The 22,823-nt window shown below is 69.5% G+C and carries 22 protein-coding genes; 10 read left to right on the top strand and 12 right to left on the bottom strand.

The annotated features are described in order from the left end of the window. Positions 1-124 precede the first annotated feature (124 nt). Positions 125-1,021, top strand: coding sequence for a LysR family transcriptional regulator (locus BKK80_RS05070; RefSeq protein WP_071068664.1), 897 nt, complete (start codon positions 125-127; stop codon positions 1,019-1,021). A gap of 41 nt (positions 1,022-1,062) precedes the next feature. Here BKK80_RS05070 and BKK80_RS05065 read toward each other — a convergent pair whose 3' ends face one another. The 6 genes from BKK80_RS05065 to BKK80_RS05040 all read right to left on the bottom strand — a co-directional run bounded on the left by BKK80_RS05065 (position 1,063) and on the right by BKK80_RS05040 (position 7,290). Next, a complete protein-coding gene (locus tag BKK80_RS05065; protein ID WP_084084581.1) occupies positions 1,063-1,566 on the bottom strand; it encodes a lytic transglycosylase domain-containing protein in 504 nt (167 codons plus the stop codon). Positions 1,567-1,641: 75 nt separating this feature from the next. Further along, the gene (locus BKK80_RS05060; protein ID WP_071068663.1) at positions 1,642-2,001 is read right to left on the bottom strand and encodes a hypothetical protein; all 360 of its coding nucleotides are present in this window, start codon (positions 1,999-2,001) and stop codon (positions 1,642-1,644) included. Positions 2,002-2,015: 14 nt separating this feature from the next. After that, positions 2,016-2,339: a hypothetical protein gene (locus BKK80_RS05055; protein ID WP_071038453.1), complete on the bottom strand. Its 324-nt coding sequence runs from the start codon at positions 2,337-2,339 to the stop codon at positions 2,016-2,018. Between the two features lie 773 nt (positions 2,340-3,112). Continuing rightward, entirely contained in the window at positions 3,113-4,294 is a 1,182-nt protein-coding gene (gene argE, locus BKK80_RS05050) for an acetylornithine deacetylase (RefSeq protein WP_071037446.1), read from the bottom strand. Between the two features lie 77 nt (positions 4,295-4,371). Then, complete coding sequence (locus tag BKK80_RS05045; protein ID WP_071037447.1) at positions 4,372-5,979, bottom strand: thiamine pyrophosphate-binding protein; 1,608 nt, start codon at positions 5,977-5,979, stop codon at positions 4,372-4,374. A gap of 111 nt (positions 5,980-6,090) precedes the next feature. After that, on the bottom strand, positions 6,091-7,290 hold the full coding sequence (locus BKK80_RS05040; RefSeq protein WP_071068662.1) for a pyridoxal phosphate-dependent aminotransferase: 1,200 nt from the start codon (positions 7,288-7,290) through the stop codon (positions 6,091-6,093). Positions 7,291-7,416: 126 nt separating this feature from the next. Between BKK80_RS05040 and BKK80_RS05035 the strand changes: the two genes are divergently transcribed. Continuing rightward, complete coding sequence (locus tag BKK80_RS05035; protein WP_071037448.1) at positions 7,417-8,319, top strand: LysR family transcriptional regulator; 903 nt, start codon at positions 7,417-7,419, stop codon at positions 8,317-8,319. A 39-nt stretch (positions 8,320-8,358) separates the two neighbouring features. Here BKK80_RS05035 and acdA read toward each other — a convergent pair whose 3' ends face one another. From acdA to xseA, 4 genes are all read right to left on the bottom strand, one after another. Next, positions 8,359-9,546, bottom strand: a complete 1,188-nt coding sequence (gene acdA / locus BKK80_RS05030; RefSeq protein ID WP_071011290.1) for a 3-sulfinopropanoyl-CoA desulfinase — start codon at positions 9,544-9,546, stop codon at positions 8,359-8,361. A gap of 81 nt (positions 9,547-9,627) precedes the next feature. Continuing rightward, positions 9,628-10,818: a CaiB/BaiF CoA transferase family protein gene (locus BKK80_RS05025; protein WP_071068661.1), complete on the bottom strand. Its 1,191-nt coding sequence runs from the start codon at positions 10,816-10,818 to the stop codon at positions 9,628-9,630. Positions 10,819-11,462: 644 nt separating this feature from the next. Further along, positions 11,463-12,044, bottom strand: a complete 582-nt coding sequence (gene sodB, locus BKK80_RS05020) for a superoxide dismutase [Fe] (protein ID WP_071011287.1) — start codon at positions 12,042-12,044, stop codon at positions 11,463-11,465. A 126-nt stretch (positions 12,045-12,170) separates the two neighbouring features. Next, positions 12,171-13,556: an exodeoxyribonuclease VII large subunit gene (xseA, locus tag BKK80_RS05015; protein WP_071068660.1), complete on the bottom strand. Its 1,386-nt coding sequence runs from the start codon at positions 13,554-13,556 to the stop codon at positions 12,171-12,173. A gap of 1,010 nt (positions 13,557-14,566) precedes the next feature. Between xseA and BKK80_RS05010 the strand changes: the two genes are divergently transcribed. From BKK80_RS05010 to BKK80_RS04980, 7 genes are all read left to right on the top strand, one after another. Beyond that, positions 14,567-15,187 carry a MotA/TolQ/ExbB proton channel family protein gene (locus tag BKK80_RS05010; RefSeq protein ID WP_071016100.1) on the top strand — a complete coding sequence of 207 codons (621 nt, stop codon included), beginning with the start codon at positions 14,567-14,569 and terminating at the stop codon, positions 15,185-15,187. Positions 15,188-15,229: 42 nt separating this feature from the next. Next, complete coding sequence (locus tag BKK80_RS05005) at positions 15,230-15,661, top strand: ExbD/TolR family protein (RefSeq protein ID WP_071011285.1); 432 nt, start codon at positions 15,230-15,232, stop codon at positions 15,659-15,661. Positions 15,662-15,815: 154 nt separating this feature from the next. Further along, positions 15,816-16,922, top strand: coding sequence for a tetraacyldisaccharide 4'-kinase (lpxK, locus tag BKK80_RS05000; RefSeq protein ID WP_071011284.1), 1,107 nt, complete (start codon positions 15,816-15,818; stop codon positions 16,920-16,922). Then, positions 16,903-17,091, top strand: coding sequence for a Trm112 family protein (locus BKK80_RS04995; RefSeq protein ID WP_071011283.1), 189 nt, complete (start codon positions 16,903-16,905; stop codon positions 17,089-17,091). Before lpxK ends, BKK80_RS04995 begins: the two co-directional genes overlap by 20 nt. 10 nt (positions 17,092-17,101) lie before the next feature. Next, complete coding sequence (kdsB, locus tag BKK80_RS04990) at positions 17,102-17,911, top strand: 3-deoxy-manno-octulosonate cytidylyltransferase (RefSeq protein ID WP_071068659.1); 810 nt, start codon at positions 17,102-17,104, stop codon at positions 17,909-17,911. Positions 17,912-18,279: 368 nt separating this feature from the next. Beyond that, positions 18,280-18,945, top strand: coding sequence for an adenylate kinase (gene adk, locus BKK80_RS04985; protein ID WP_071011281.1), 666 nt, complete (start codon positions 18,280-18,282; stop codon positions 18,943-18,945). A gap of 238 nt (positions 18,946-19,183) precedes the next feature. Continuing rightward, entirely contained in the window at positions 19,184-19,942 is a 759-nt protein-coding gene (locus BKK80_RS04980; protein WP_071011280.1) for a 3-hydroxyacyl-CoA dehydrogenase, read from the top strand. Positions 19,943-20,006: 64 nt separating this feature from the next. Here BKK80_RS04980 and BKK80_RS04975 read toward each other — a convergent pair whose 3' ends face one another. Beyond that, entirely contained in the window at positions 20,007-20,894 is an 888-nt protein-coding gene (locus BKK80_RS04975) for an MmyB family transcriptional regulator (RefSeq protein ID WP_084545481.1), read from the bottom strand. Positions 20,895-21,039: 145 nt separating this feature from the next. On the opposite strand from BKK80_RS04975, the gene BKK80_RS04970 reads away from it, so the two are divergent. Then, complete coding sequence (locus tag BKK80_RS04970) at positions 21,040-21,798, top strand: class I SAM-dependent methyltransferase (protein WP_071068658.1); 759 nt, start codon at positions 21,040-21,042, stop codon at positions 21,796-21,798. Positions 21,799-21,869: 71 nt separating this feature from the next. On the opposite strand, the gene BKK80_RS04965 is transcribed toward BKK80_RS04970, so the two are convergent. Beyond that, positions 21,870-22,775 (bottom strand): LysR family transcriptional regulator, encoded by a 906-nt coding sequence (locus tag BKK80_RS04965; RefSeq protein ID WP_071011278.1) that lies wholly within the window; start codon positions 22,773-22,775, stop codon positions 21,870-21,872. Positions 22,776-22,823 lie beyond the last annotated feature (48 nt).

Raw genomic sequence — 22,823 nt, 5'->3', positions numbered from 1 at the left:
CCGGCGGTGCCGGCCGGCGGCCCATCCGCCGGTTTGCGCGCCTCCCGCCGCTGCGGCCGATTTTAGGCCGGCTCCCTATAATCCGGCCATTGAATCCGCGTCATGTTCGATATGCGAGAGTGGCATGAACCTGCATGATCTCGAAGCCTTCGTGGCCGTGGTGGAGACCGGCTCCATCGTGGGCGCCTCGGCCCGCCTGCACCTGACCCAGCCGGGCATCACCCGGCGCGTGCAAAGCCTGGAGGAGCGGCTGGGCGCGGTCCTGCTCGACCGCCAGGCCAAGCCGCTGCGCCCCACCGGGGCCGGACGCACCGCCTATGAGCACGGGCGCCGCGTGCTGCACGCGGTCGAGGCGCTGCGCGGCGGCGTGTCCGGCGAACAGGATGCCGCCGGCGAGTTCCGCCTCGGCATCACGCCCTACCTGTCGGAAGTCGCACTGGCGGCACCGCTCGACCGCCTGCACCGGACCTTTCCACGCCTTGCCCTGCGCGTGCAGTCGGGCTGGCCGGAGGCGCTGGCCGAGCAGTGCCGGCGCCACGAGATCGACGCGGCCGCCTTCTGCCTGCCCGAAGGGGCACCGCTGCCGGCCGGCCTGGAAGCCTGCGACCTGGGCGGCCAGCCCGTGCTGGTGGTGGCCGCGCGCGAACTGCCGCTGCCGGCGGACCCGTCACTGGCGGACCTGGCCGAGCAGGCCTGGGTGCTGAACCCCGACGGCTGCGGCTTCCGCAGCGCGATCCGCCAGCGGCTGGCAGCGGCCGGGCTGCCGCTGCGGGTCGGCATCGAAGCCCATGCCAACGAACTGCGCCTGTCGCTGGTGGCGCGCGGGCTCGGCCTGGGGCTCACCACCGCGGCGGCGCTGGCGGACAGCGCCTGGCTGCCGGCGCTGCGCGTGGTGACGGTGCGGGACTTCCAGCCGCGCGTGCGGGCCTGGCTGGTGCATCGCGAAACGCCGGGGCGGCTGGCGCCGCCGCTGCGCGAACTGCGCGCGGCGCTGGCCGAGGCGCTCGACGAGGCCGCCTGAGCGCCGCCTGAGCGCCGCCTGAGCGCGGCGTCGGCGCCGGATCAACGCGCCGCCTGCAGCTCGCCCCAGGCCACCAGGATGCGCTGGATGCGGCGTGCGTAGTCGTCGCGCTGGCCTGGCGACTCGGAGTGATAGGCGCCGATGGCGCGCCAGGTGTTGCCGTACTTGACCATCTTCTGCTTGAGCAGCCAGGCGGCCACGTAGATGTTGACGCAGGCATCGGTCAGGGCCTGCCGCGGCACGCCGTAGCGCGCCAGGGTGCCGAAGTGGACCGAGTTGATCTGCGCCTGGCCGACGTCGACCGAGCCATTGGTATTGCGGTGCACGACCGCGGGATCGCCCTTCGATTCGTGCCAGGCGATCGCGCGCAGGACCAGGGGATTGACGCCCTGGTAGACCCCGGCCTGCTCGAAGCAGTCGCCGGCGTGGGCGGACAAGCTCCATAGCGAGGCGGACAAGGACAGGGCCAGGGCTGCCGCGCAGGCGGCGCGGCGCGGTAATCGACGGTGCGTGGACTCGGGCCGGGACGGCGCTGCGCAGGGCATGATGGTCGGGCTCCAGGATCGGCGGGTGGCGGGAATGGTGTGGCGCATCGGATGCTCGGCGCGGCTCGGCGCGGCTCAGCGCTTGAGCGCCTGCTCGAGCTGCTGTTCGATGCCGGCCAGGTAGGCATGCGATGCCTCCGACACCACCAGGCGTGGCGCCGGCACAGCAGCCGGCTTGCGCACCAGCGCCACGGGCAGCAGCACCGGAGCGCGCCGCTTGCGGCCTTGCGCGTGCGCCGAAGACGGCGCGGGCTCCGCGCCATCGTCCGGCGCCGCTGCGGTGCCGGCGGGCAGCAGGGACATCGACGGCAGCGGCGGATAGACACGGTCCGGCGCCGCGCCATCGGCCGGCGCGGCCACGGCAGGCCGCCACAGCGTCAGGCAGGCGGCAAGCGCAAGCACGGGGAAACGCAGGGATACGAAGACGCGAGGCATCGGCGGGACTCCGGTCACTCGGCGACGCGGATCGCCACGCTATAGGGCTGGCCCGCGCCGACGGTGAGGTTTTCCAGGCGCACGCGCGTCGCCGCACGTGCCGGCACGCCGGCCCACAAGGCCTGGTTCAGGTAAGGGAAATCCTGGCCCAGCGCGCTCACCAGGATGGTCGCGGGCTGCTTCTGCGCGGCCGCCAGCGCGCCCGCCTTGCCCAGCACGGCGGTGAGCTGCGGGTCATGCGCGCCCAGCGCGTCAGGGGGCAGGGCAAAGCGGAAGACCTCGCTGCCACGCTTGGCGCCCTCCGGCGCCTCGCCGGGCAGCTGGGCGCAGCCTGCCATGGCCAGCAGCGCGGCAGCGCCCGCCAGCCACACGGGCCCCGGCAGCCGCGGGCGGCGCGGCCACCCGGCCGCGCGGCGGGCATCGGCGCCACAGACATTGGAAATGCGATTTGCTTCCATCACTTGATCCGACCCGTTGAATGCGGGCGTACTGTACAAGCCGGGCCCACACGCCAAAACGGGGAATTGGCCGGCATTCCCCGGCTTTCATTGCGGATCGGAAGCGGATGGCTGCAATTCATGACAGCGGCATCACATTGCCACTGTCATGCGTACACCCTGCACAGGCGCCATGAACGGCACTTGCGCATGGCGTGCAGGCAGCGGGAACCACATTCAAGGGGGCGGCAGTGATGCCGGCGCTACTGCCTGCAGCCTGTCACGCGGCAGCGCCGCGCACGCGCGCTGGCAGGCTGGCGCGGCGCTGCCACCGGCCTTAGTGTCGGCACCGTACAACGCGCCGGGGCTCGCCCGCAGGCGCCAAGGGAACTGCACGACCTGGATCGAGCAACCGCCGGGCACGGCGGTTGCACAGCGGATGCTCGGCGTTGATGGCGGCCAGCATCGCGCTGCCGACTGGTTGTCGATCTGGCTCAGCACCGACGGCGGAAGGATGACACCGAGGACATTGCCCACCGCGAACGCCCGCACTATCCGCCGGGAACCACCCGCATGGCGAACCATGCCCAGGCGAACGCCGTGACGTCGCCCGGCATGCTGGGAGAGGCGGCAGGCTGGGGCTGCCCGCGCCCTGCACGCGCCCTGCCCGAGCCCTACCCGCGCCCGAGCAGCGCCAGCAAACGCTCGAAGAAAACGTGCGCGGCGGCGATCTGCGACTTGTCGATGAACTCGTCGGCCGTATGCGCCTGGGCGATATCCCCCGGGCCGCAGAGGATCGCGGGAATGCCGGCCTGCTGGTAGAGCCCGCCCTCGGTGGTGAAGGCGACGTGCCGGCCGGGCCGCGCACCCGCCTGCAGCGCCATGGCGGCGACACCGTTCGCGCCGTCTGCCGGCGCGAGCGCGGGAACCGAGGTCCGCCGCTCGATGCGCACGCTGGCGTCGGCCACCCTGGACCGCATCTCCCGCTCGATCGCCGCTGCCGTGTCGAGGATCGGCGCCATCACGGCCTCCGGATCGGTCGATGGCAGGAAGCGGAGATCGAAATCGAACTCCGCCGTCTCCGGGATGACATTGTTGGCGTGGCCGGCCATCATGCGGCAGGGCGCCATGGTCGAATACGGCACGTAGAAGCCGTCGTCGTGCTCGGTCTGCCGCAGCAGGTCCGCGCGCTCGCCCACCGCGCCGACGATCCGGCTGGCGGCAAGCAGCGCATTGACGCCGGCGCCGGACAGCGACGAGTGCGCCGCCTGGCCTTGCACATGGCAGCGGTAGGCCTGGCGTCCCTTGTGCGCGCGCACCACCTGCATGGCGGTGGGCTCCCCCACGATGCAGGCCGATGGCCGTATGCGCGCCGCCGCCAGGTCTTCGATCAGCCTGCGCACGCCGAGGCAGCCGATCTCTTCGTCATAGGTCAGGGCGATATGCAGGGGCTGGCCCAGCCGGCTCAGGTCGGCCGCTTCGACCGCTTCGACCGCGCCGAGCAGGCTGGCAATGAAGCCCTTCATATCGCATGTTCCGCGCCCATAGAAGCGCTGCGCATCCTCGGTGAGCTCGAATGCCGGCCGGCTCCACGCCTGTCCGGCCACGGGCACGACATCCGTGTGGCCCGACAGCAGCAGCCCGCCGTCCCCGGCTCCGATCGACGCGAACAGATTGGCGCGCGCCCCATCCTGCGACTTGCTGTAGAAGGTGCGGAAGCCCGACCGGGCCAGCGCGGCCTCCACGCATTCGAGCAGCGCCAGGTTCGAGTCGCTGCCCGATACGGTCTTGAAGCCGATCAGGGTCTTCAGCCAGTATCGCGTGCGCTCCGGGACTGTCTCCTCCGTCCTGCTCATTCTGTCTCCTCGTCAGCTTGCCGGTGCCAGGGCTTGCGCCGGGGACATGCCTCGCCTTCGTCCCCGCGCGCCGGTCCTCAGATGCGCCCGTCGTACGCCTTGCGCGGGATGTGGCAGCAGATCACGCTGAAGCAATCCGCCTCCAGGCTCTGGCCGATCGCATGCTCCAGTTCGTCTCTGGACCGGACGTCGAAGCCGAGGCCTCCCAGCGCGCGCCCGACCGCGGCGAAGTCGGTGCCGGCGAAGTCCACGCCGAGGTTCTCCTGCCCGTTGGCGCGCTGCTTGATCTCGATCAGCGAGAGCGACTCGTCCGCGAAGACAAAGACGATGACCGGCGTCTGCGCGTCGCGGGCGGTGGCCAGCTCGCCCAGCGTCATTTCCAGGCAGGCATCGCCGGTGAATACCGCGACCGCGCGCGCCGGATCGGCGAGCTTGGCGCCAATGCCCAGCGGCAGCGAACAGCCCATGGTGCACAGGCCGGACGACTGCATCAGGCCGCGCGGCTCATAGCATTTCCAGCTCTGGCTGAGCAGGATCCGGTGCGCGCCGCTGTCGACCGAGGCCACGGTATCGTCGGGAAGGACGCGCCGCGCCACGTCGACGATCGCGCCCGGCCCCCACGTTTCATCAGTGCGGCAGATCGCGGCAAGCGCGCCGACGATGGTGCCGACCTCCGCCGCGGACCAGGTCGAGGCGCGCCGGATCCCGCTGCGCAGCTTGCGCAGGCCTTCCTTGATACTGCCCACGAAGGTGTGGGAAGCCTGGTGCATATAGTGCGTGTTGCGCGTCGCCGAGAACTCCACCACCCGCTGGTCCGCACCCCATACATTGCGCCAGTTCACGCGCATCTCGATGGGGTCGTAGCCGGCCAGCAATACCAGGTCCGCTTCCTGGATCAGCGGCAGCAGCACCTTGTCGGCCATGGGCGACAAACCCGCGCCGCCGATGACGAAGCCATGGCGCTCGTCGACGATGCCCTTGGCCTTGTAGGTGGTGATCAGCGGGATGCCCAGTTCCTCCACCAGCGCGCGCACTTCGTCCTGCGCGCCGTGATGCAGCGCCTCGACGCCGGCGATCATCACCGGGCGCTTCGCCGCGGCCAGCCACTGCCTGGCTTCCTCGAAGGCCGGCGAGTCCGCGGGAACGCTCGGCGCCGGAACGGCGCGCCGGCTGCCGGCCGCGGGCTTCGCCGGCTGCACGGCCACCGAGATCGGCACGTCGATATGCACCGGCCCCGGCGGGTCGTCCATGGCGATCGCGATGGCCTTGTCGATGATGGCCTCGGCCGCCTCCGCCGTCATGCGCAGCGAGGCCTTGGTGATGGGGCGCATGAGCTGGGCGTGGTCGAACACCTGGTGCGTGTAGGTCGCCGCTTCGCTTTCGTCGACGCAGCCGGTGAGGAAGAGCATGGGCACGCGGTCCTGCCAGGCGTTCGCCACCACGTTCACGGCATTGGCCACGCCGGGCCCCAGGGTCGCGACCAGCACGCCCGGCGCGCCGTCGCGGTGATGAACGCCTTCGGCCATGAAGCCGCCCGCGTTCTCGTGCTTGACGAGGGTGAACCTGACGCCGGCCTGGTCGAGCCCCTGCATCACGGCAAGCACCTCACCGCCAGGGATGCCGAATGCGCGGCGACAACCGGCGGCGTGGAGACGTTGGCCAATCAATTCAGACACAGTGGTCATGATGAAGCATCCTCGAGGTAGGACAGGCAGTCCGGTTGATACAGTCGATAAGAGTGAAGGCGCGGCGCCGAGCGCGACCAGGGGCCAGCGGCCGGCGGTCGGCGCGCCGGCCTATTGCAGCCGCTCGATGGCTGCCTTGATCCGCGCTGCCGCGCTCTCCAGCTTGTCTTCCGAGGTGGCGTAGGAGAGGCGCATGAAGCCTGGCATGCCGAAGCCCGACCCCGGCACGACGGCGACGCCGTGCTGCAGCAGATAGGCGGCGAAATCCACGTCATTGGCGATGCGGCCGCCGTCCGCCCTGGACCTGCCGATGAAGACCCGCACATCGGGGAAGAGATAGAAGGCCCCTTCCGGCCGCGGCGTGCGCAGCCCTTCGATGTGCGCGAAGCGCTCGAGCAGCAGGTCGCGCCTGGCCTGGAAGGCGGCACACCGCCGCCGCACCTCGTCCTGCGGGCCTTCCAGCGCGGCCACGGCCGCGGCCTGCGAAACCGAGGACGTGTGCGAATTCACCTGCATCTGGATCTTCGTCATCGCCTCGATCAGCGGCTTGGGCCCGCATGCGAAGCCGACGCGCCACCCGGTCATGGCATAGGCCTTGGACACGCCGTTGACGGTCAGGATGCGGTCCTTCAGATCCGGCGCGATGTTCGCCAGGGTCGAGAACACGGCGCCATCGAACACGATGTGCTCGTAGATGTCGTCGGCCAGGATAAAGAAGGACTGGTTGGGACTGCGCCGCAGCACGGCGCAGAACGCCTCCATCTGCGCACGCGTGTAGGCCGTGCCGCTGGGATTGCTCGGCGAATTCAGGATCAGCCATTTCGTGCGCGCGGTGATGGCCGCCTCCAGCTCTTCCGGCTGCATCGCATAGCCCTGCGCGGGGCTGGTCCGGATCGGCTTGAGCACGCCGCCATGCATGGTGACGATGTCGCCGTACGATGCCCAGTAAGGTGCCGGGATCAGGACCTCGTCGCCCGGATTCAGCGTGGCGAGCATCGCCTGGTAGATCACCTGCTTGCCGCCGCAGCCGACGCTGATCTCGCCGGGGGTGGTGTGGATGCCATTCTCGCGCCGGAACTTCTCCACGATCGCCTCTCTCAGCCTCACCGTGCCGTTGATCGGCGTGTAGCGGGTCTGGCCATCGGCGATGGCCTTGACGGCGGCCTCGCCCACGTGCGGCGGGGTGGGAAAGTCGGGCTCGCCGAGCGTCATGTCGACCACGTCCTGGCCGGCGGCGACGGCGCGTCGGCTCAGTTCCGCCATTTCCTGGATGGGCGAGGGTCGCAGCGACGCCATCATTGTCGAAAACATGATCTTCAAACTCTCCATGGTTCTGCAGCAGGAATCGGTCCGGGACCGGGCTGGAATCGATCTGGGCGATCGGATGGAACACAGTCTAGAATTCAAGTCCGTCACACTCAATTGAGAATGAACTCAATGCCAGACATCGCCCAAAGCACGCCGACGCTGCGCCAGCTCGAGCTCTTTCTCTCGCTGGCCTCTTCCGACGGAATCGCCAGTGCCGGCGCGCGGCTGGGCATGACGCCCTCCGCCACCAGCCATGCGCTGCGCGCGCTCGAAACGGTGCTCGGGACCGCGGTGGTCGACCGCAATGGGAGCCACCTGGCGCTGACCCATGCAGGACAGCTGATCCTGCCCCATGTGCGCGATGTCTTCATGGCCCTGCACCTGGTGCAGACGACCGCCGCCGCCAGCGCGGGGCTGAAGACGGGGAAGCTGCGCATCGGCTCCTTCGGTCCCAGCTCTTCGCTGAACCTGCTGCCGCCGCTGCTGGAGAAGTTCAAGGCGCGCTATCCGGGTATCGAGGTCTATGTCACCGAGAAGCCGGATGCGGAGATCGAGCAGGACCTGGTGGAGAAACGCATCGAGATCGGCGTGGTGACGCTGCCCAAGGCGCAGTTCGACACCCATCCCCTCGCGGTCGATGAATTCGTCGCGGTACTGCCCGAGCAGCACCCGCTGGCCGCGCGCGCGACGGTCTCGCTGAAGGATCTCGCCGCCTATCCCCTGGTCCTGACCCACGCGGGTTCCCAGGAGCTGGTCTCGCGGCTGTTCGCGCGCTCCGAGATACGCCCCACGGTGACGCACGAGCTGTCCCAGCTGCTGTCGATCCTGGAATTCGTGGCGCGCGGGCAAGGCGTGTCCATCATCGCCGCGCTGGCCGCGCCGGCCAGGTTCGAGGGCGTGGTGTATCGCAGCCTCGCGCCGCGCGCATCGCGCCGCATCGGCCTGGCGTGCCTGAGCGAGAAGCGCCTCTCGCCCGCGGCGTGGGCGCTGTGGCAGCAGGCGAAGACGCTGCCGGCGAAGAAGACGGCCTGAGGCCTGCGCAGCGCGCTCCGGCGCGCCGCGACGTCCGGCTTACCGCGCCAGGTACCCCTGCCTGGTCTGCGGCAGCTTCATGCCCAGGATGCTCCCGGCCACCTGCGTCCGCAGGATCTGCGCGGTCCCGCCGGCGATGGTGAACATCCTGGCGTCGCGCACGTGCCGCTCCATCGGCAGGTGGCGGCCGTAGCCCGAGGAGCCGTGGACCTGCAGGGCATCGCTGGCGACCTTGTTGGCGGTCTCGGCGGCGAAGATCTTGGCGCGGGCGGCCATGGCGATGTCGGGGAAATCTGCGCCGCTGCATGCGGCCGCGTGCAGCAGCAGGCGGGCGGCCTCGAGCTGGATCGACATATCGCTGATCATCCACTGGAGGCCCTGGAACTCCGCGATCGGGCGTCCGAACTGCTCGCGGGATTTCGCATAGGCCACGGCCTCTTCATAGGCCCCTTGGGCGATGCCCAATGCCACCGTGCCGGCACCGACGCGCTGCGCGTTGTAGGCGTTCATCAGGGCCGCGAAGCCGCGCTGCAGCCCGCCCGGCGGCACCACCAGCATGGATTTGTGGAGCTTGAGGTCGTGGAACTCGAGATGGGTTTCCGGAATGCCCCGCACCCCCATCGCATACAGCCGCCGGCCCACCACCAGGCCCTGCGGGCTGTCGCCGTCGCGCATGCAGAGGAAGGCGCCGATACCCTGCTCGATGCCATCGTCGAAGACGCGGGCAAAGATGAGATGCAGCCGGGACACGCCGCCGCCGGTGATCCAGTACTTCTCGCCGTTGAGGATGTAGTGATCGCCCAGGCGGTCCGCGCGCGTCGTCATCTCGCTGGCCGCGCTGCCGGCGTTCGGCTCGGAGATGCAGATGGCCGGCTTGTCGCCGCCGAGCACGGCCTCGGCCGCGAGCCGGCGCTGCGCGTCGGTGCCGTAGCGCATGATGGCGCCGATCGCGCCCAGGTTGGCCTCGACCGTGATGCGCCCCATGGTGGCGCAGGCCTTGGCCATCTCCTCGATCACGATGACGGTATCGTGATAGCTGCGGCCCTGCCCGCCGAGCGCCTTGGGGATCGTCATCCCCATGAAGCCCTCGGCGCGCAGGCGCTCGACATTCGCCCACGGATAGGCCTCCGTCTCGTCGGTGGCGGCGGCGGTGGGGGCGAACACGCCCTGCGCGAGCTCGCGCGCCCTGCCCTGAAGTGCCTTCTGTTGTGCGGTGAGTTCGAACATGTCTTCTCCTGCGGTGTCGTCTTCGCCTTCGTTTTCGTTTTCGTTTTCGTTTTTGTCTTCGTCTTCGTCTTCGTCTTCGTGTCAGTCAGGCAGCCAGTCGCTCAGGATCGCGCGGCGATGCTCGTCCAGGCGCGGCGGCGGCCTGCGGTAGGTCGCCGGTGTGCGCGACAGCTTCAGCGGGTTGGCCAGCAGCCTGACATGTCCATCGCCGGCCCACTCGCACGGCACGCGGACCTCGACCCCGCGTGCCTTGACATGGGGATCGCCGAAGACTTCCTCGAGGTTGTTCACGGGGCCGCACGGCACGCCGGCCGCTTCCAGCGCCGCCAGCCAGTCGGCCCGCCCGCGCCGGCCCAGCGCGGCGGCGACCCGCTCGCACAGCGCCTCCCGATGCGCGACGCGCGCCGGATTGGTGCTGAACCTGGCATCGCACGTCAGCGGCACCAGGTCGGCTACGCGGCAGAAGCGCTCGAACTGCGCATCATTGCCCACGGCAAGGATCATCGGCGCATCGGCGGTGTCGAAGACCTGGTAGGGAACGATGTTCGGATGGCCGTTGCCCAGGCGCCTCGGCAGCTTCCCGTCGGCCAGGTAGTTGGTGGCGCCGTTGACCAGCCAGGCGATCTGCGCATCGAGCAGGGAGATGTCGATATGCTGGCCTTCGCCATGCTGGTTCCGATGATGCAGCGCTGCCAGGATCCCGACCGCCGCATACATTCCCGTCATCACATCCGCAATACCGACACCGACCTTCATCGGCTGCCCCTCGGGCTCGCCTGTCAGGCTCATGATGCCGCCCATGCCCTGGATCAGGAAATCGTAGCCGGGCCGCTCCGCATAGGGCCCCGTCTGGCCGAAGCCGGTGATGGAGCAATAGACCAGCCTGGGATACCGCTCCCTGAGCTGCTCGTAGGACAGGCCGTAGCGGGCGAGGCCGCCGACCTTGTAGTTCTCCACCAGGACGTCCGCGCGCTCCAGCAAGCGGTGGATCAGGGCCTGGTCCTCGTCGCACGCCAGGTCCAGCGCGATCGAGCGCTTGTTGCGGTTGGCGCTCAGGTAGTAGGCGCTCTCGTCGGTCGGGTTGCCGTTCGCATCCTGGATATAGGGCGGGCCCCACTTGCGCGTGTCATCGCCCTCGCCGGGCCGCTCCACCTTGACGACATCGGCACCGAGATCGCCCAGCAGCTGCGTCGCGCTCGGGCCCGCGAGGATCCGTGACAGATCCAGTACCCGGATGCCGGCCAGGGCCATCTGCTCCATGGCGCCGGTCATCTGGCACCCCGCGTCGAACCGCTATCCCGGTGTGCGCCGCCGGCGCGGCGCTGGCCAGCGGCTTCTCTCACTGCTCGTCGCACGGTGTCCCTCCGTCTATCAGCCTGCGACGATTCTAGAAATCAACTGTGGTCAAGCTCAATTGAATTGCGCCGCAAGTCGGGACGACGCGATGCGCCAACACCAATCGCCAAGCACGAGGTCTTGGCTCCCTCTCCCCGCACGGGGAGAAGGTGGGGGAGAGGGGTGGTTCAGCAAAGTGCCACGCATGGCGAAGCCGTCGGTGTGGTCCAGCACGCGAGCATAGAGACGAAGCCGACGGGGTGATCCAGGCCGCCGCGGCCGGCCAGCGCCTGCCCCCGGCAGCTTCTGCGCAGATCGACGGACTTCTGGAGACAATCGAATGGAGATACCGGAAGATGCGCGCCTGCAGTCAAACTGCGACCTCAGCCACGGCAGGCCCCGGAGCGTGCCGGAGCACAAACAAAAAGCCCCGGAATCTCCGGGGCTTCGATGCGCTGTCTTGCCGAGGGCGTGAACAGCCTCTCGGACAGGCAGCCGTCAGGTAAGGCAGACGGCATTGCCAAGGATTGTCATGCACGTGTCTCGCGGGCCGCTGGCGGCCCGTGAGACACCGGCGGCAATCAGCCGGCGAAGTTCTGGCCGACGAATTCCCAATTGACCAGGTTCCAGAATGCCTCGACGTACTTCGGACGGGCATTGCGGTAGTCGATGTAGTAGGCGTGTTCCCACACGTCGCAGGTCAGCAGCGGCTTGGCGTCGGTGGTCAGCGGGGTGGCGGCGTTCGAGGTCGAGACCAGGTCCAGCGAACCGTCGGCCTTCTTGACCAGCCAGGCCCAGCCCGAACCGAAGGTGCCCACGGCGGTCTTGGTGAACTCTTCCTTGAACTTGTCGAAGCTGCCCCACTTGGCGTTGATGGCGTCGGCCAGCGCGCCGGCCGGAGCGCCGCCGCCCTTGGGCGACAGGCCGTTGAAATAGAAGGTGTGGTTCCAGACCTGGGCGGCGTTGTTGAAGATACCGCCGGACGACTTCTTGACGATCTCTTCCAGCGTGGCGTTCTCGAACTCGGTGCCCTTGATCAGGTTGTTCAGGTTCGTGACGTAGGTCTGGTGATGCTTGTCATGATGGAACTCCAGGGTCTCCTTCGAGATGTGCGGAGCGAGCGCATCATGTGCGTAGGGAAGCGGGGGGAGAGTATGTTCCATTGTTCTGTCTCTGCGGGTTGTGGGTCAGGAATAAAAGATTGTAGGGGACTTGCCAGACCCGCGCAAACGCACCCGGCAATGCCCCTGCGTCCCTATCCCCTTCATTCCGGATCGCCCCGCCGCGCCTCAGAAGTCGGACAGCTTGGGCTGCACGCTGGCGATGGCGAGATCGGCCACGCCCTCCGCCAGGTGGGCCTCCACCACGCTGCCGGCGCGCAATTCGGAGGGTGCGCGCAAGGCCTTGCCGCGCGCATCGAGCAGCACTGCATAGCCGCGCTCGAGCGTGCGCTGCGGCGCCAGCAGCTCAAGCGCACCGGCGGCGCGGTGCAGGCGCTGCGCGGCCCGCTCCTGCCCGCGCGCGGCGGCGGCCTGCAGGCGCAGCGCGAGGCGGCCGAGCTCGGCGCGCACCGGCGCCACGTCGGGACGGGCCGCCGCCCAGCGCATGCCGAGCAGCTGCTGGCGGTGGCGGCGCGCGACCAGCCCGCTCTGCAGGGCGGCCCGCAGGTGGCGCGCCAGGTTGTCGACGCGGGCGCGGTGTTCCTGCAGTTGCGCCTGCGGGCTGCGCAGGCGGCGCGCCTGCCAGTCGAGGTGCTGGGCACGGCGGTCCATGGCCGCGCGCATGGCGCGCACGAGGCGCTCGCGCTCGCGCGCGGCCTGCCGCAGCAGCTGGGCGCGGTCCGGACTCACCAGCTCGGCCGCGGCGGTCGGCGTCGGCGCGCGCACGTCGGCGACGAAGTCGGCAATGGTGAAGTCGGTCTCGTGCCCCACGCCCGATACCACCGGCACCGGGCTGGCCGCCACCGCGCGCGCCACCACCTCTTCGTTGAAAGACCACAGGTCTTCGATGCTGCCGCCGCCACGGCACAGGATCAGCACGTCGCACTCGGCCCGGCGGCCGGCCAGTTCGAGCATGGCGGCGATCTTCTCGGCCGCTCCCGCGCCCTGCACCGGCACCGGGTAGACCACCACCGGCACGTGCGGCGCACGCCGGCGCAGCGTGGTCAGCACGTCGCGCAGCGCCGCCGCCTGCAGCGAAGTGACCACGCCGATGGTGCGCGGGTGGGCGGGCAGTTCGCGCTTGCGCGCGGGATCGAACAGTCCTTGCGCCGCCAGCTTTTCCTTCAGGCGCAGGAACGCCTCGTACAGGTTGCCGACGCCGGCGCGGCGCATCGCCTCCACATTGAGCTGGACCTCGCCACGCGCCTCGTACATCGAGACCAGGGCCCGCACTTCGACCGCCTCGCCCTCGCGCGGGGCGAAATCGACATGCTGGTTGCGGCCGCGGAACATCACGCAGCGAATCTGCGCGCGTGCATCCTTCAGCGAGAAATACCAGTGGCCGCTCGCGGCCCGCGTGAAGTTGGAGATTTCGCCGCGCACCCAGGCCAGGGGAAAGCTGCGTTCCAGCAGCGAGGCAATGGCATGGTTGAGCTCCCCGACCGGGATCACCTCGCGTCCGCCGGCCGGTGCGGGAGATCGCGTTTCACGCTGGAAGTTCTGGAAATCGGTCATGCTCGGGGCCTGTCAAGCGGCTGGAAGTGGACATGTCCACAGCATAACGGGTCTGTCAAGTAGGCTACCGAAATATGACAGCATCTCCCGCAAACCCGCGGGATACTCGACAAGCCCTTGATTCTTATGAGGATTCGCCCAAGCCAAAAATTAGGCAAGTTAAGCAAATTCCTTACGCGTCAACGACTTACCGGCCGCACCCAAGGCTTGTTCACAAAGTTATCCACAGTATCTCTGGAAAACCCTGAGACGCAGCCCGGGGATCGGCAAACAAGTGCCGCAAAACATACCTCAAAGCGTCTTGCTGGCCGGCGACGGGAATCGCTGCGGCATCCGGACCGGCCCCGAGGGCGGCGCGGCAGGCACTGCCCAATTTTTGAGCGGGAGGGGCTTCCGCCTTGGGAATCAACGGTTTACGTTTCCGCTCCCCAACTTATCCACAACCGCTCCACAGGACTGTCCCTGAGCGATGTGGAAAGTACGGCAGGCCGTCGCGGGGCATCGTCTTGCCGCCGATGCGCCGGCTACTGCCCATTATTTAGGCAGGATGAAACAAACTCTTTCCAATCAAAGGCTTAGGCCATTTCTCCGAAGTCTTTCCACAACCGATCCACAGCACTGTCCCGCTTCCATGTGGAAATCGGCGCCTGACGGCACCGGCAGGCACGTCCGCGCTGCCGCCAGCGGTCCGCGATGGGCGAAAAGGCCCATGCCGCCATCCCGGGCGGCATCGGGAAGGCGCCTGCCTATTTTTTAAGCAGAGATTCCTCTTCCCTTTGGCATCAATGACTTAGCGCTCTTGTCCGGGCGCTTTCCACAATCCGTCCACAAGACTGTCCCTGTCCCGTGTGGAAAGCGCGCCGCGTGCGGCGATGCGCCGGCCCGACACTGCGCCGCGGCGGCTTGCCCACCATCCGGGCGCGCGTTAGAGTGGCGCCTGATTTTTTTGATAACAGCCGGCGCAGGACTTGGGAGCCGGCGCCATGCTGCAGTCGATTCCGGGGTTCCACGTGTTTTCCATCATTCAAGCGGCCGGCTGGCCGATCTGGCCGTTGTTACTGGCCTCGGTGCTGGCGCTGGCGCTCATCGTCGAGCGCTTCCTGAGCCTCCAGCGCAGCAAGGTGCTGCCGCCCAGGCTTTATGACGAAGCCCTGGCGGTGGCGCAGCAGCGGCGCGCCACGCCGGAGGCGGTCAATGCCCTGGAACAGGGTTCGCCGCTCGGCCGCGTACTGGCCGCGGGCCTGCGCCATGTGGCGCTGCAGCCGCACACCACGCGCGATGCCGCCAAGGAGGTGGTCGAGGAAGCCGGCCGGGCAGTGGCCCACGAACTGGAGCGCTACCTGAACGCGCTCGGCACCATCGCCTCGGTCGCCCCGCTGATGGGGCTGCTCGGCACGGTGATCGGCATGATCGAGATCTTCGGCAGCCAGGGGGGCACCGGCACCAACCCCGAGCAACTCGCGCACGGCATCTCGGTGGCGCTCTACAACACCGCGCTCGGGCTGATCGTGGCGATCCCCGCGCTGATCTTCTGGCGCTTCTTCCGCCGCCGCGTCGACGACTACGTGGCCGAGCTGGAATTCCGCGCCGCCTCCTTCCTCGACGCGATCCTGCCGCCGCGGCGCGGCTGACGGCCGTCCCACCCGCCCCGCCTGCCCCGGATATCCGCCATCATGCGCTTCCGTTCCCGCCAGCGGCGCGAGGAGCCGGAGATCAATCTGATCCCGCTCATCGACGTGCTGCTCGTGATCCTGATCTTCCTGATGATCACGACCACCTATTCGCGCTTCAGCGAGCTGCAGATCCAGCTGCCCACCGCCGATGCCGAACGCACCCGGCAGCGCCCGGCCGAGATCCTGGTCTCGGTTTCCGCGCGCGGCGTCTACGCGGTCAACAAGGAAATCCTGGAGTTCAAGGATGTCACCAGCCTGGCCGACCACCTGCGCAGTGCGGCCGGCCCGGACAACGGCGGCCAGCCGCCGGTGGTGGTCGTCAACGCCGATGCGCAGGCCACCCACCAGGCTGTCATCAATGTGCTGGAGGCAGCGCGCCTGGCCGGCCTGCCGCGCCTGACCTTCGCCACGCAGAGCCAGCAGCCGCGCTGAGACCCGCCGGCCGCGGGCTTGCAGCATGCGCTGCGCAATGCCCATAATGATTGGAGCCGCCGTGCCGGCCGCCTGCCGGCGCCCTTGCCATGGCAGGGCGGGCCGGTTCCACCTGCCCTGCCATCCGCCCTTCCACCCACCTGCCCTCCGCACCATGCCCGTTCCACGCCACCATCTCGCTGACTTCGTCACCGCCCAGTGGCAGCGCCGTGGCGGCTTCGCCTGGCTGATGTGGCCCCTGTCGCTGCTGTTCGGCGCCATCAGCGCCGCGCGGCGGCTGGCCTTCCGGCGCGGCTGGCTGCGCTCGACGCGGCTGCCGGTGCCGGTGGTGGTGGTCGGCAACGTGACCGTGGGCGGCACCGGCAAGACCCCCGCGGTGATCGCCCTGGCGCAGGCACTGCAGGAAGCCGGGCTGCGTCCCGGCGTGGTCTCGCGCGGCTACGGCGTCAAGCTGGAGCGGCCGCGCCGCGTCAGCGCCAGCTCGCGGGCCGCCGACGTCGGCGACGAGCCGCTGCTGATCGCGCGCAGCACCGACGTGCCGGTCTGGGTCTTCCCCGACCGCGCCGCCTGCGCGCAGACGCTGCTGGTACGCCACCCCGGCGTCAACGTGCTGCTGCTCGACGACGGCCTGCAGCACTACCGCCTGCAGCGCGACTTCGAGATCGTCATGTTCGACACCCGCATGGGTGGCAACGGCTTGCTGCTGCCGGCCGGCCCGCTGCGCGAACCGCTGTCGCGCCGGCGTGACGCCACCCTGATCAACGACCCGGATTTCCGCGCTTCGCCGGACCGCCCCGACGTCTACGGCATGCGGCTGGAGCCCGGCGACGCCTGGCAGCTGGTCGACCCGGCCATGGCCCGCCCGCTCTCCGGTTTCGCCGGGCAGCGCGTGCTGGCCGCGGCGGGCATCGGCAATCCGGAACGCTTCTTCGCCAGCCTGCGCGCGGCCGGCCTCGCGCCCGCCACGCTGCCGCTGCCCGACCACTATGACTTCGCGATCGACCCCTTTGCCGACGACGAAGCCGCGCGCAGCGCCGATGCCATCCTGATCACCGAGAAGGATGCCGTAAAATGCGAGCGCTTCGACGACCCGCGTATCTGGGTCGTCCCCACCACGCCCGTGATCGATGCGGGCCTGATCGACAAGATCCGCGGCGCCGTGGCGGCGCGCGCGCAGGCAGCCGCACCGGCTGCCGCCGCGGCCGCAGCGGCGGCGGGAAGCCTCACCAAGGAACACCGAGATGGACAACCGGCTGCTTGAAATCCTGGTCTGCCCCCTGTGCAAGGGCAAGCTCGAATACGACCGCGCCGCCCAGGAACTGATCTGCCACGCCGACAAGCTGGCCTACCCGATCCGCGACGGCATCCCCGTCATGCTGGCCGACGAGGCACGCCAGACCGTGCCCGGCCGCGTGGTCAACCCCGAGTGAGCGTGCGGCCATGAGCATCCCCGCCTTCACCGTGGTGATCCCGGCGCGGCTGGCGTCCACGCGGCTGCCCGACAAGCCGCTGGCCGACATCGGCGGCAAGCCGATGGTGGTGCGGGTGGCCGAGCGCGCCCATGCGTCGTCGGCAAACCGCACGGTGGTGGCCACCGACGCCGACAGCGTGCTGCAGGCCTGCGCGGCGCACGGCGTGGAGGCGCTGCTGACACGCGCCGACCATGCCACCGGCACCGACCGGCTGGCCGAGGTGGTCGGCCTGCTGGGCCTGCCCGACGATGCCATCGTGGTCAACGTGCAGGGCGACGAGCCGCTGATCGCACCGCAACTGATCGACGAAGTGGCCCTGCACCTGGCGGCGCATCCCGACTGCGCCATCAGTACCGCAGCGCATCCGCTGCACGAGGTGGCCGAAGTCTTCAACCCGAACGTGGTCAAGGTGGTGTGCGATGCCGCCGACCGCGCACTGTACTTCTCGCGCGCGCCCATCCCCTGGGCACGTGATGCCTGGAGCCAGGTGCCCACCCAGCCGGCAGCCGGCGCCCAGGTGCCGCTGCCGGCCATGCCGGTGCTGCGCCATATCGGCCTGTACGCCTACCGGGCCGGTTTCCTGCGCCGCTTTCCGGCGCTGGCGGCGGCACCGGTCGAGCAGACCGAGGCGCTGGAGCAGTTGCGCGCCATGTGGCACGGCGAGCGTATCGGCGTGCTGCAGACCGACGCGGCCCCGGCGCCCGGCGTCGACACCCGGGCCGACCTGGAACGCGTGCGCGCGCTGTGGGCCGAGGCCATGGCCCAGGAAGGGCCCTGAGCGCCCGGGGGGCGCGCAAATTCCTGGCGGGCCGGGGCCCTGTCAAGCGGGAACATTGCTGTCAATACAGCTTAACTCCCGCCGGCAGGCCGATTTCCCGCGCCCTCGTGGCATAATGCTTGACCATACAGAGCCGCCGGCCGCCGGGAGCGACCGGACAAGGCTCGGTGGGGAGATAGAGATCGAGCCCGTTCGGCGGCGCCGGCCCCTGCCCTTGCGGCGGGCCGCGGGCGTACCGACCGTCACCTGACCTGAACCCGATGCGGCCCGCGGCAACAGCCCCGCGGTAAGCCCTGCGTCAAGTTCAGGCGCTACCCTCCGTCTTGTTCCCCCCGCCTGACCAGATTCAAAACTCTGAGGACCCGTAAATGCGTTTGATCCTGTTGGGCGCGCCCGGCGCCGGCAAAGGCACGCAAGCCAAGTTCATCTGCGAGAAGTTCGGCATCCCGCAGATCTCCACCGGTGACATGCTGCGCGCCGCAGTGAAGGCAGGCACGCCGCTGGGCGTGGCGGCCAAGAAGGTGATGGATGCGGGCGGCCTGGTGTCGGACGACATCATCATCGGCCTGGTCAAGGATCGCCTGCAGGCAGACGACTGCAAGAACGGGTACCTGTTCGACGGCTTCCCGCGCACCATTCCCCAGGCCGAGGCCATGAAGGAAGCCGGCGTGGCGATCGACTACGTGCTGGAGATCGACGTCCCCTTCGACGCCATCATCGAGCGCATGAGCGGCCGCCGCGTGCACGTGGCCTCGGGCCGGACCTACCACGTCAAGTACAACCCGCCCAAGGTCGACAACGTCGACGACGAGACCGGCGAGGCCCTGATCCAGCGCGACGACGACAAGGAAGACACGGTGCGCAAGCGCCTCGACGTCTATTCGCAGCAGACCCGCCCGCTGGTGGACTATTACTCGGACTGGGCCGCCAAGGGCGACGCCGCCGCCAAGGTGGCTCCGCCGCAGTACCGCAAGATCCTGGGCCTGGGCAGCGTGGAAGACATCACCGCGCGCGCCTTCGACGCCCTCAAGTAAGCCGGCACCGCCGCGAACGAAGCGACCCGCAAGGGTCGCTTTTTTTTTCGTCGCCGCCCGCACCGTGCCCGTGCGACACCCCCTTGCGCTGCGCCTGCCGCCCCGTACAATACCGATGCATTGACGTTTACGTAAACGTTAGACGAGAAGCCGCGCCGGCACCGACCCGGCGTGCGGCACATCCGACGGACCGAGCGGCCGGGCGAACCGCCGCCAGAGCGAAAGGAAGAGACAGCAAATGGAAATCCGCGACAACGCATTCATCGTCACCGGCGGCGCCTCCGGGCTGGGCGCCGGTACTGCCCGCATGCTGGCGGAAGCCGGCGGCAAAGTCGTGATCGCCGACCTCAACGAGGCCGCCGGCAGCGCGCTGGCGGCCGAGATCGGCGGCCGCTTCGTCAAGTGCGACGTCACCTCCGAGGCCGATGGCCAGGCGGTGGTCGCGGCGGCCCTGGCATTGGGCAAGCTGGCCGGCCTGGTCAACTGCGCCGGCATCGCCACCGCCGGCAAGACCGTGGGCAAGAACGGCCCGCTCCCGCTCGAGCAGTTCGACAAGACCATCCGCATCAACCTGGTCGGCACCTTCAATATGATCCGCCTGGCCGCCGCCGCCATGGTGCAGAACGCACCGAACGCCGAAGGCGAGCGCGGCGTGATCATCAACACGGCCTCGGTGGCGGCCTTCGACGGCCAGATCGGCCAGGCCGCTTATGCCGCCTCGAAGGGCGGCGTGGTGGCCATGACCCTGGCCATCGCGCGCGACCTGTCGCGCGACGGCGTGCGCTGCATGACCATCGCCCCCGGCATCTTCGAGACGCCGATGCTGCTGGGCATGCCGCAGGAAGTCCAGGACGCGCTGGGGCGCTCGGTACCCTTCCCGCCGCGCCTGGGACGCCCGGCCGAATACGCCAAGCTGGCACGCGCCATCCTCGACAACACCATGCTCAACGGCGAGGTGATCCGCCTGGACGGCGCGATCCGGATGCAGCCGAAGTAAGGCGGCGCCGCAACGCCGGCTGTTCCTGCCCCGGACCCTCCGGGCAGGAACGGGTCAGGCCGGCTCAGGCCGGCAGCAGCATCACCAGCATCAGGCCCGGCGCCGCCGCCGGCAGCAGCGTGAGCTGCTCGAAATGCAGCAGGCCGCGGCGCGGGTGACGGAAGCCGCGCCGCCCGCCCTGGCGCTCCTCCACGTCCTGCGACAGCCAGTCGGCACGGAAGGCCGCGCTGTCGCGCAGCAGGCCTTCGACCAGCGCGCGCGTCGGCGCTTCGCCGGCATAGCGGATGCTGTGCGCACGAAACTCCGCCACCAGGCGCGCTGCCCGGTGCGGCCAGTCCTCCACCAGGGCCTGCAGCGGCGCCGACAGGAACATCGCGCGCAGCAGGTTGCGCTCGGTGCCGGCACCGTCGGCACCGCAGGCGCCGTCGAGCCAGCCGACGAACAGGTCCGCCGCCGCCTCGTTCCAGGCCAGCGCGTTCCATTGCCGGTCCAGAACGTAGGCAGGACCTACGATCGACTGCACGCTGGCGAGCACCGCCGGCGGCGCCGCTTCCTCGCCGGCGAGCTGCGGATCCCGCCGCCCCGCCAGTTCGAACAGGTAAGCCCGTTCGGCGCGCGACAGCCGCAGCGCCGCGGCGAGGCTGGCCAGCGCCCCGGCCGACAACGACACCGGACGCCCCTGCTCCAGCCAGGTCACCCAGGTCGCGCTGAGCCCGGCCAGCTGCGCTACTTCTTCACGCCGCAGGCCGGGCGTGCGGCGCCGGCGCCCGGGCGGCAGGCCGACCTCGGCCGGCGCCAGCCGCTCGCGGTGGGCGCGCAGGAAGCCGCCGAGCGCGGCTTCACGGCTGAGCGTGCCGGGCAGGCCGCCGGCAGCGTCGGGGGCGGCGTCGGGGGCGGCGGCGGGCGCGGGATCGAACCCTGTGGCATCAGGGTGGGAAGGCAGTGGGGACATGGCAGGCTGGTGATTCTTATACCAGGATAAATTGACGACTTGTCCCGGGAAACGGGCCTGCCTACAGTAGCTCCAGGCCATGCGATGCGCAAGGCCGCAGCGTGGCCGGGACGCCACGCCGAGCAACCCCATCCAGGAATCCGCCATGCAACAACAAGAACTCGTCGCCTCCCAGTTCGGCGCCACCGCCAGCGCCTACCTCACCAGCACGGTCCATGCGCAGGGCCCGGACCTGCCGCGCCTGGCCGCCGAGCTGGCGACGCTGGCGCGTCCGCGCGTGCTCGACCTGGGCTGCGGCGCCGGCCATGCCAGCTTCGCCGCCGCGCCCGTGGCCGCCGAAGTGACGGCTTACGATCTCTCCGAGGACATGCTGGGCGTGGTGGCGCAGGCCGCGCGCGACCGTGGCCTGGACAATGTCCGCACGCGCCACGGCGCGGCCGAGGTGCTGCCCTTCGCCGACGCCGCCTTCGATGCGGTGATCTCGCGCATGAGCGCCCACCACTGGCGCGACGTGCCGGCCGCGCTGCGCGAGATGCGGCGCGTGCTGGCCCCCGGCGGCAAGGTGGTGCTGATCGATATCGCCGGCTCGACCGATCCGCTGTGCGACACCTGGCTGCAGTCGGTCGAGCTGCTGCGCGATCCCTCGCACGTGCGCGACTACACCGGCCCGGCCTGGCTGGAGATGTTTGCCGAGGCCGGCTTCGCCGCCACGCTGTCGCCGGGCTGGCGCATCGAGATCGAGTTCGACAGCTGGGTCAAGCGCATGCGCACGGCGCCGGTGGCCGTCGAAGCGATCCGCCACTTGTGGCAGCTGGCGCCGGCCGAGGTGAGCCGCCACTATCGGGTCCAGCCCGATGGCAGCTTCGCCCTGGAGGCGTTGATGGTCACGGCCCAGCCGGGCTGAGCACCGCACCGGAGCAAACGTAAGCGAGGACTGACATCGTCTGGCCTCCACTCTCCCTGGCCCGGCACGGCTCACGCCGCGCCGGGCTCCTGCGGCAGCGGCAGGGTACGGACCATGTCCCAGACCGCGGCGGCGGCGGGCGACAAGGAGCGGTCTTCGCGGCATACCATCACGATGCTGCGCTCCTCGCGCGGCACCAGCGGCCGCCATACCAGCGGCGAGGCCTCCGGCAGCGGCAGCGACAGCGAAGGCAGCACCGAGGCGCCGATACCGGCCTCGACCATGCCGAACACGCTCGCCGAGTGGCCCAGCTCCTGCACCACTTGCGGTACCACGCCGTGCCGCGCCAGGATGCGGTCGATCAGCGGCCGGCTGCCCGAGGCGAAGTCGAGCAGGGCCAGCGGCACGCCGTCCAGCGCGCGCCAGGGCACCGTGGCCTGCTGCGCCAGCGGGTGGTCGCGGCGGCAGACGAAGCAGAAGGGGTCGGTGGCCAGCGGCTCGATGGTCAGCGCCTCGCGCGCCTGCGGGTCGACCAGCACACCGAAGTCGACCGCGCCGGCGTGGATCTGTTCGAGGCCGCCGGCCTGCACGTTGTCGCGCACCGTCAGGCGGATCTCGGGGAAGCGCCGGGCACATTCCGCCACATAGAGCGGCATCAGCCTGGCCGAGATGGTGGGTGCACTGGCTATCACGACGCGCCCGCGATAGCGTTCGCCAAGCTGACGCGTTTCTTCCAGCGTGTCGTCGAGCTGCTCCAGCAGGCGCTCCAGCGCCGGCACCAGCGCCTGTCCTGCCTCGGTCAGCACCACCTCCCGCGTGGTGCGGTCGAGCAGGCGCACACCCAGCACGTCTTCCAGCTCCGCCACGCCGCGGCTGACGGCGGGCTGCGTCAGGCCGACCGCATCAGCGGCCCGGCTGAAGCTGCCATGCGCGGCCACCGCGAGGAAAACACGCAATTGACGGAGGGTGTAATTCATACGATTAATGCATCAATGGATTCGATAAATGAATTTGCATTCTAGACA

Source organism: Cupriavidus malaysiensis (assembly GCF_001854325.1).
Taxonomy (GTDB): domain Bacteria; phylum Pseudomonadota; class Gammaproteobacteria; order Burkholderiales; family Burkholderiaceae; genus Cupriavidus; species Cupriavidus malaysiensis.
The sequence above is the reverse complement of the archived record's forward strand: the minus strand, read 5'-3'. Positions and strand labels throughout refer to the sequence as shown.

What these genes read in the sequence shown, in the direction of transcription:
- BKK80_RS05070 (WP_071068664.1), top strand. Translation starts at nt 125, where the DNA reads ATGAACCTGCATGATCTCGAAGCCTTCGTGGCCGTGGTGGAGACCGGC.
- BKK80_RS05065 (WP_084084581.1), bottom strand. Translation starts at nt 1,566, where the DNA reads ATGCCCTGCGCAGCGCCGTCCCGGCCCGAGTCCACGCACCGTCGATTA.
- BKK80_RS05060 (WP_071068663.1), bottom strand. Translation starts at nt 2,001, where the DNA reads ATGCCTCGCGTCTTCGTATCCCTGCGTTTCCCCGTGCTTGCGCTTGCC.
- BKK80_RS05055 (WP_071038453.1), bottom strand. Translation starts at nt 2,339, where the DNA reads ATGGCAGGCTGCGCCCAGCTGCCCGGCGAGGCGCCGGAGGGCGCCAAG.
- argE (WP_071037446.1), bottom strand. Translation starts at nt 4,294, where the DNA reads ATGAGCAGGACGGAGGAGACAGTCCCGGAGCGCACGCGATACTGGCTG.
- BKK80_RS05045 (WP_071037447.1), bottom strand. Translation starts at nt 5,979, where the DNA reads ATGACCACTGTGTCTGAATTGATTGGCCAACGTCTCCACGCCGCCGGT.
- BKK80_RS05040 (WP_071068662.1), bottom strand. Translation starts at nt 7,290, where the DNA reads ATGTTTTCGACAATGATGGCGTCGCTGCGACCCTCGCCCATCCAGGAA.
- BKK80_RS05035 (WP_071037448.1), top strand. Translation starts at nt 7,417, where the DNA reads ATGCCAGACATCGCCCAAAGCACGCCGACGCTGCGCCAGCTCGAGCTC.
- acdA (WP_071011290.1), bottom strand. Translation starts at nt 9,546, where the DNA reads ATGTTCGAACTCACCGCACAACAGAAGGCACTTCAGGGCAGGGCGCGC.
- BKK80_RS05025 (WP_071068661.1), bottom strand. Translation starts at nt 10,818, where the DNA reads ATGACCGGCGCCATGGAGCAGATGGCCCTGGCCGGCATCCGGGTACTG.
- sodB (WP_071011287.1), bottom strand. Translation starts at nt 12,044, where the DNA reads ATGGAACATACTCTCCCCCCGCTTCCCTACGCACATGATGCGCTCGCT.
- xseA (WP_071068660.1), bottom strand. Translation starts at nt 13,556, where the DNA reads ATGACCGATTTCCAGAACTTCCAGCGTGAAACGCGATCTCCCGCACCG.
- BKK80_RS05005 (WP_071011285.1), top strand. Translation starts at nt 15,230, where the DNA reads ATGCGCTTCCGTTCCCGCCAGCGGCGCGAGGAGCCGGAGATCAATCTG.
- lpxK (WP_071011284.1), top strand. Translation starts at nt 15,816, where the DNA reads ATGCCCGTTCCACGCCACCATCTCGCTGACTTCGTCACCGCCCAGTGG.
- BKK80_RS04995 (WP_071011283.1), top strand. Translation starts at nt 16,903, where the DNA reads ATGGACAACCGGCTGCTTGAAATCCTGGTCTGCCCCCTGTGCAAGGGC.
- kdsB (WP_071068659.1), top strand. Translation starts at nt 17,102, where the DNA reads ATGAGCATCCCCGCCTTCACCGTGGTGATCCCGGCGCGGCTGGCGTCC.
- adk (WP_071011281.1), top strand. Translation starts at nt 18,280, where the DNA reads ATGCGTTTGATCCTGTTGGGCGCGCCCGGCGCCGGCAAAGGCACGCAA.
- BKK80_RS04980 (WP_071011280.1), top strand. Translation starts at nt 19,184, where the DNA reads ATGGAAATCCGCGACAACGCATTCATCGTCACCGGCGGCGCCTCCGGG.
- BKK80_RS04975 (WP_084545481.1), bottom strand. Translation starts at nt 20,894, where the DNA reads ATGTCCCCACTGCCTTCCCACCCTGATGCCACAGGGTTCGATCCCGCG.
- BKK80_RS04970 (WP_071068658.1), top strand. Translation starts at nt 21,040, where the DNA reads ATGCAACAACAAGAACTCGTCGCCTCCCAGTTCGGCGCCACCGCCAGC.
- BKK80_RS04965 (WP_071011278.1), bottom strand. Translation starts at nt 22,775, where the DNA reads ATGAATTACACCCTCCGTCAATTGCGTGTTTTCCTCGCGGTGGCCGCG.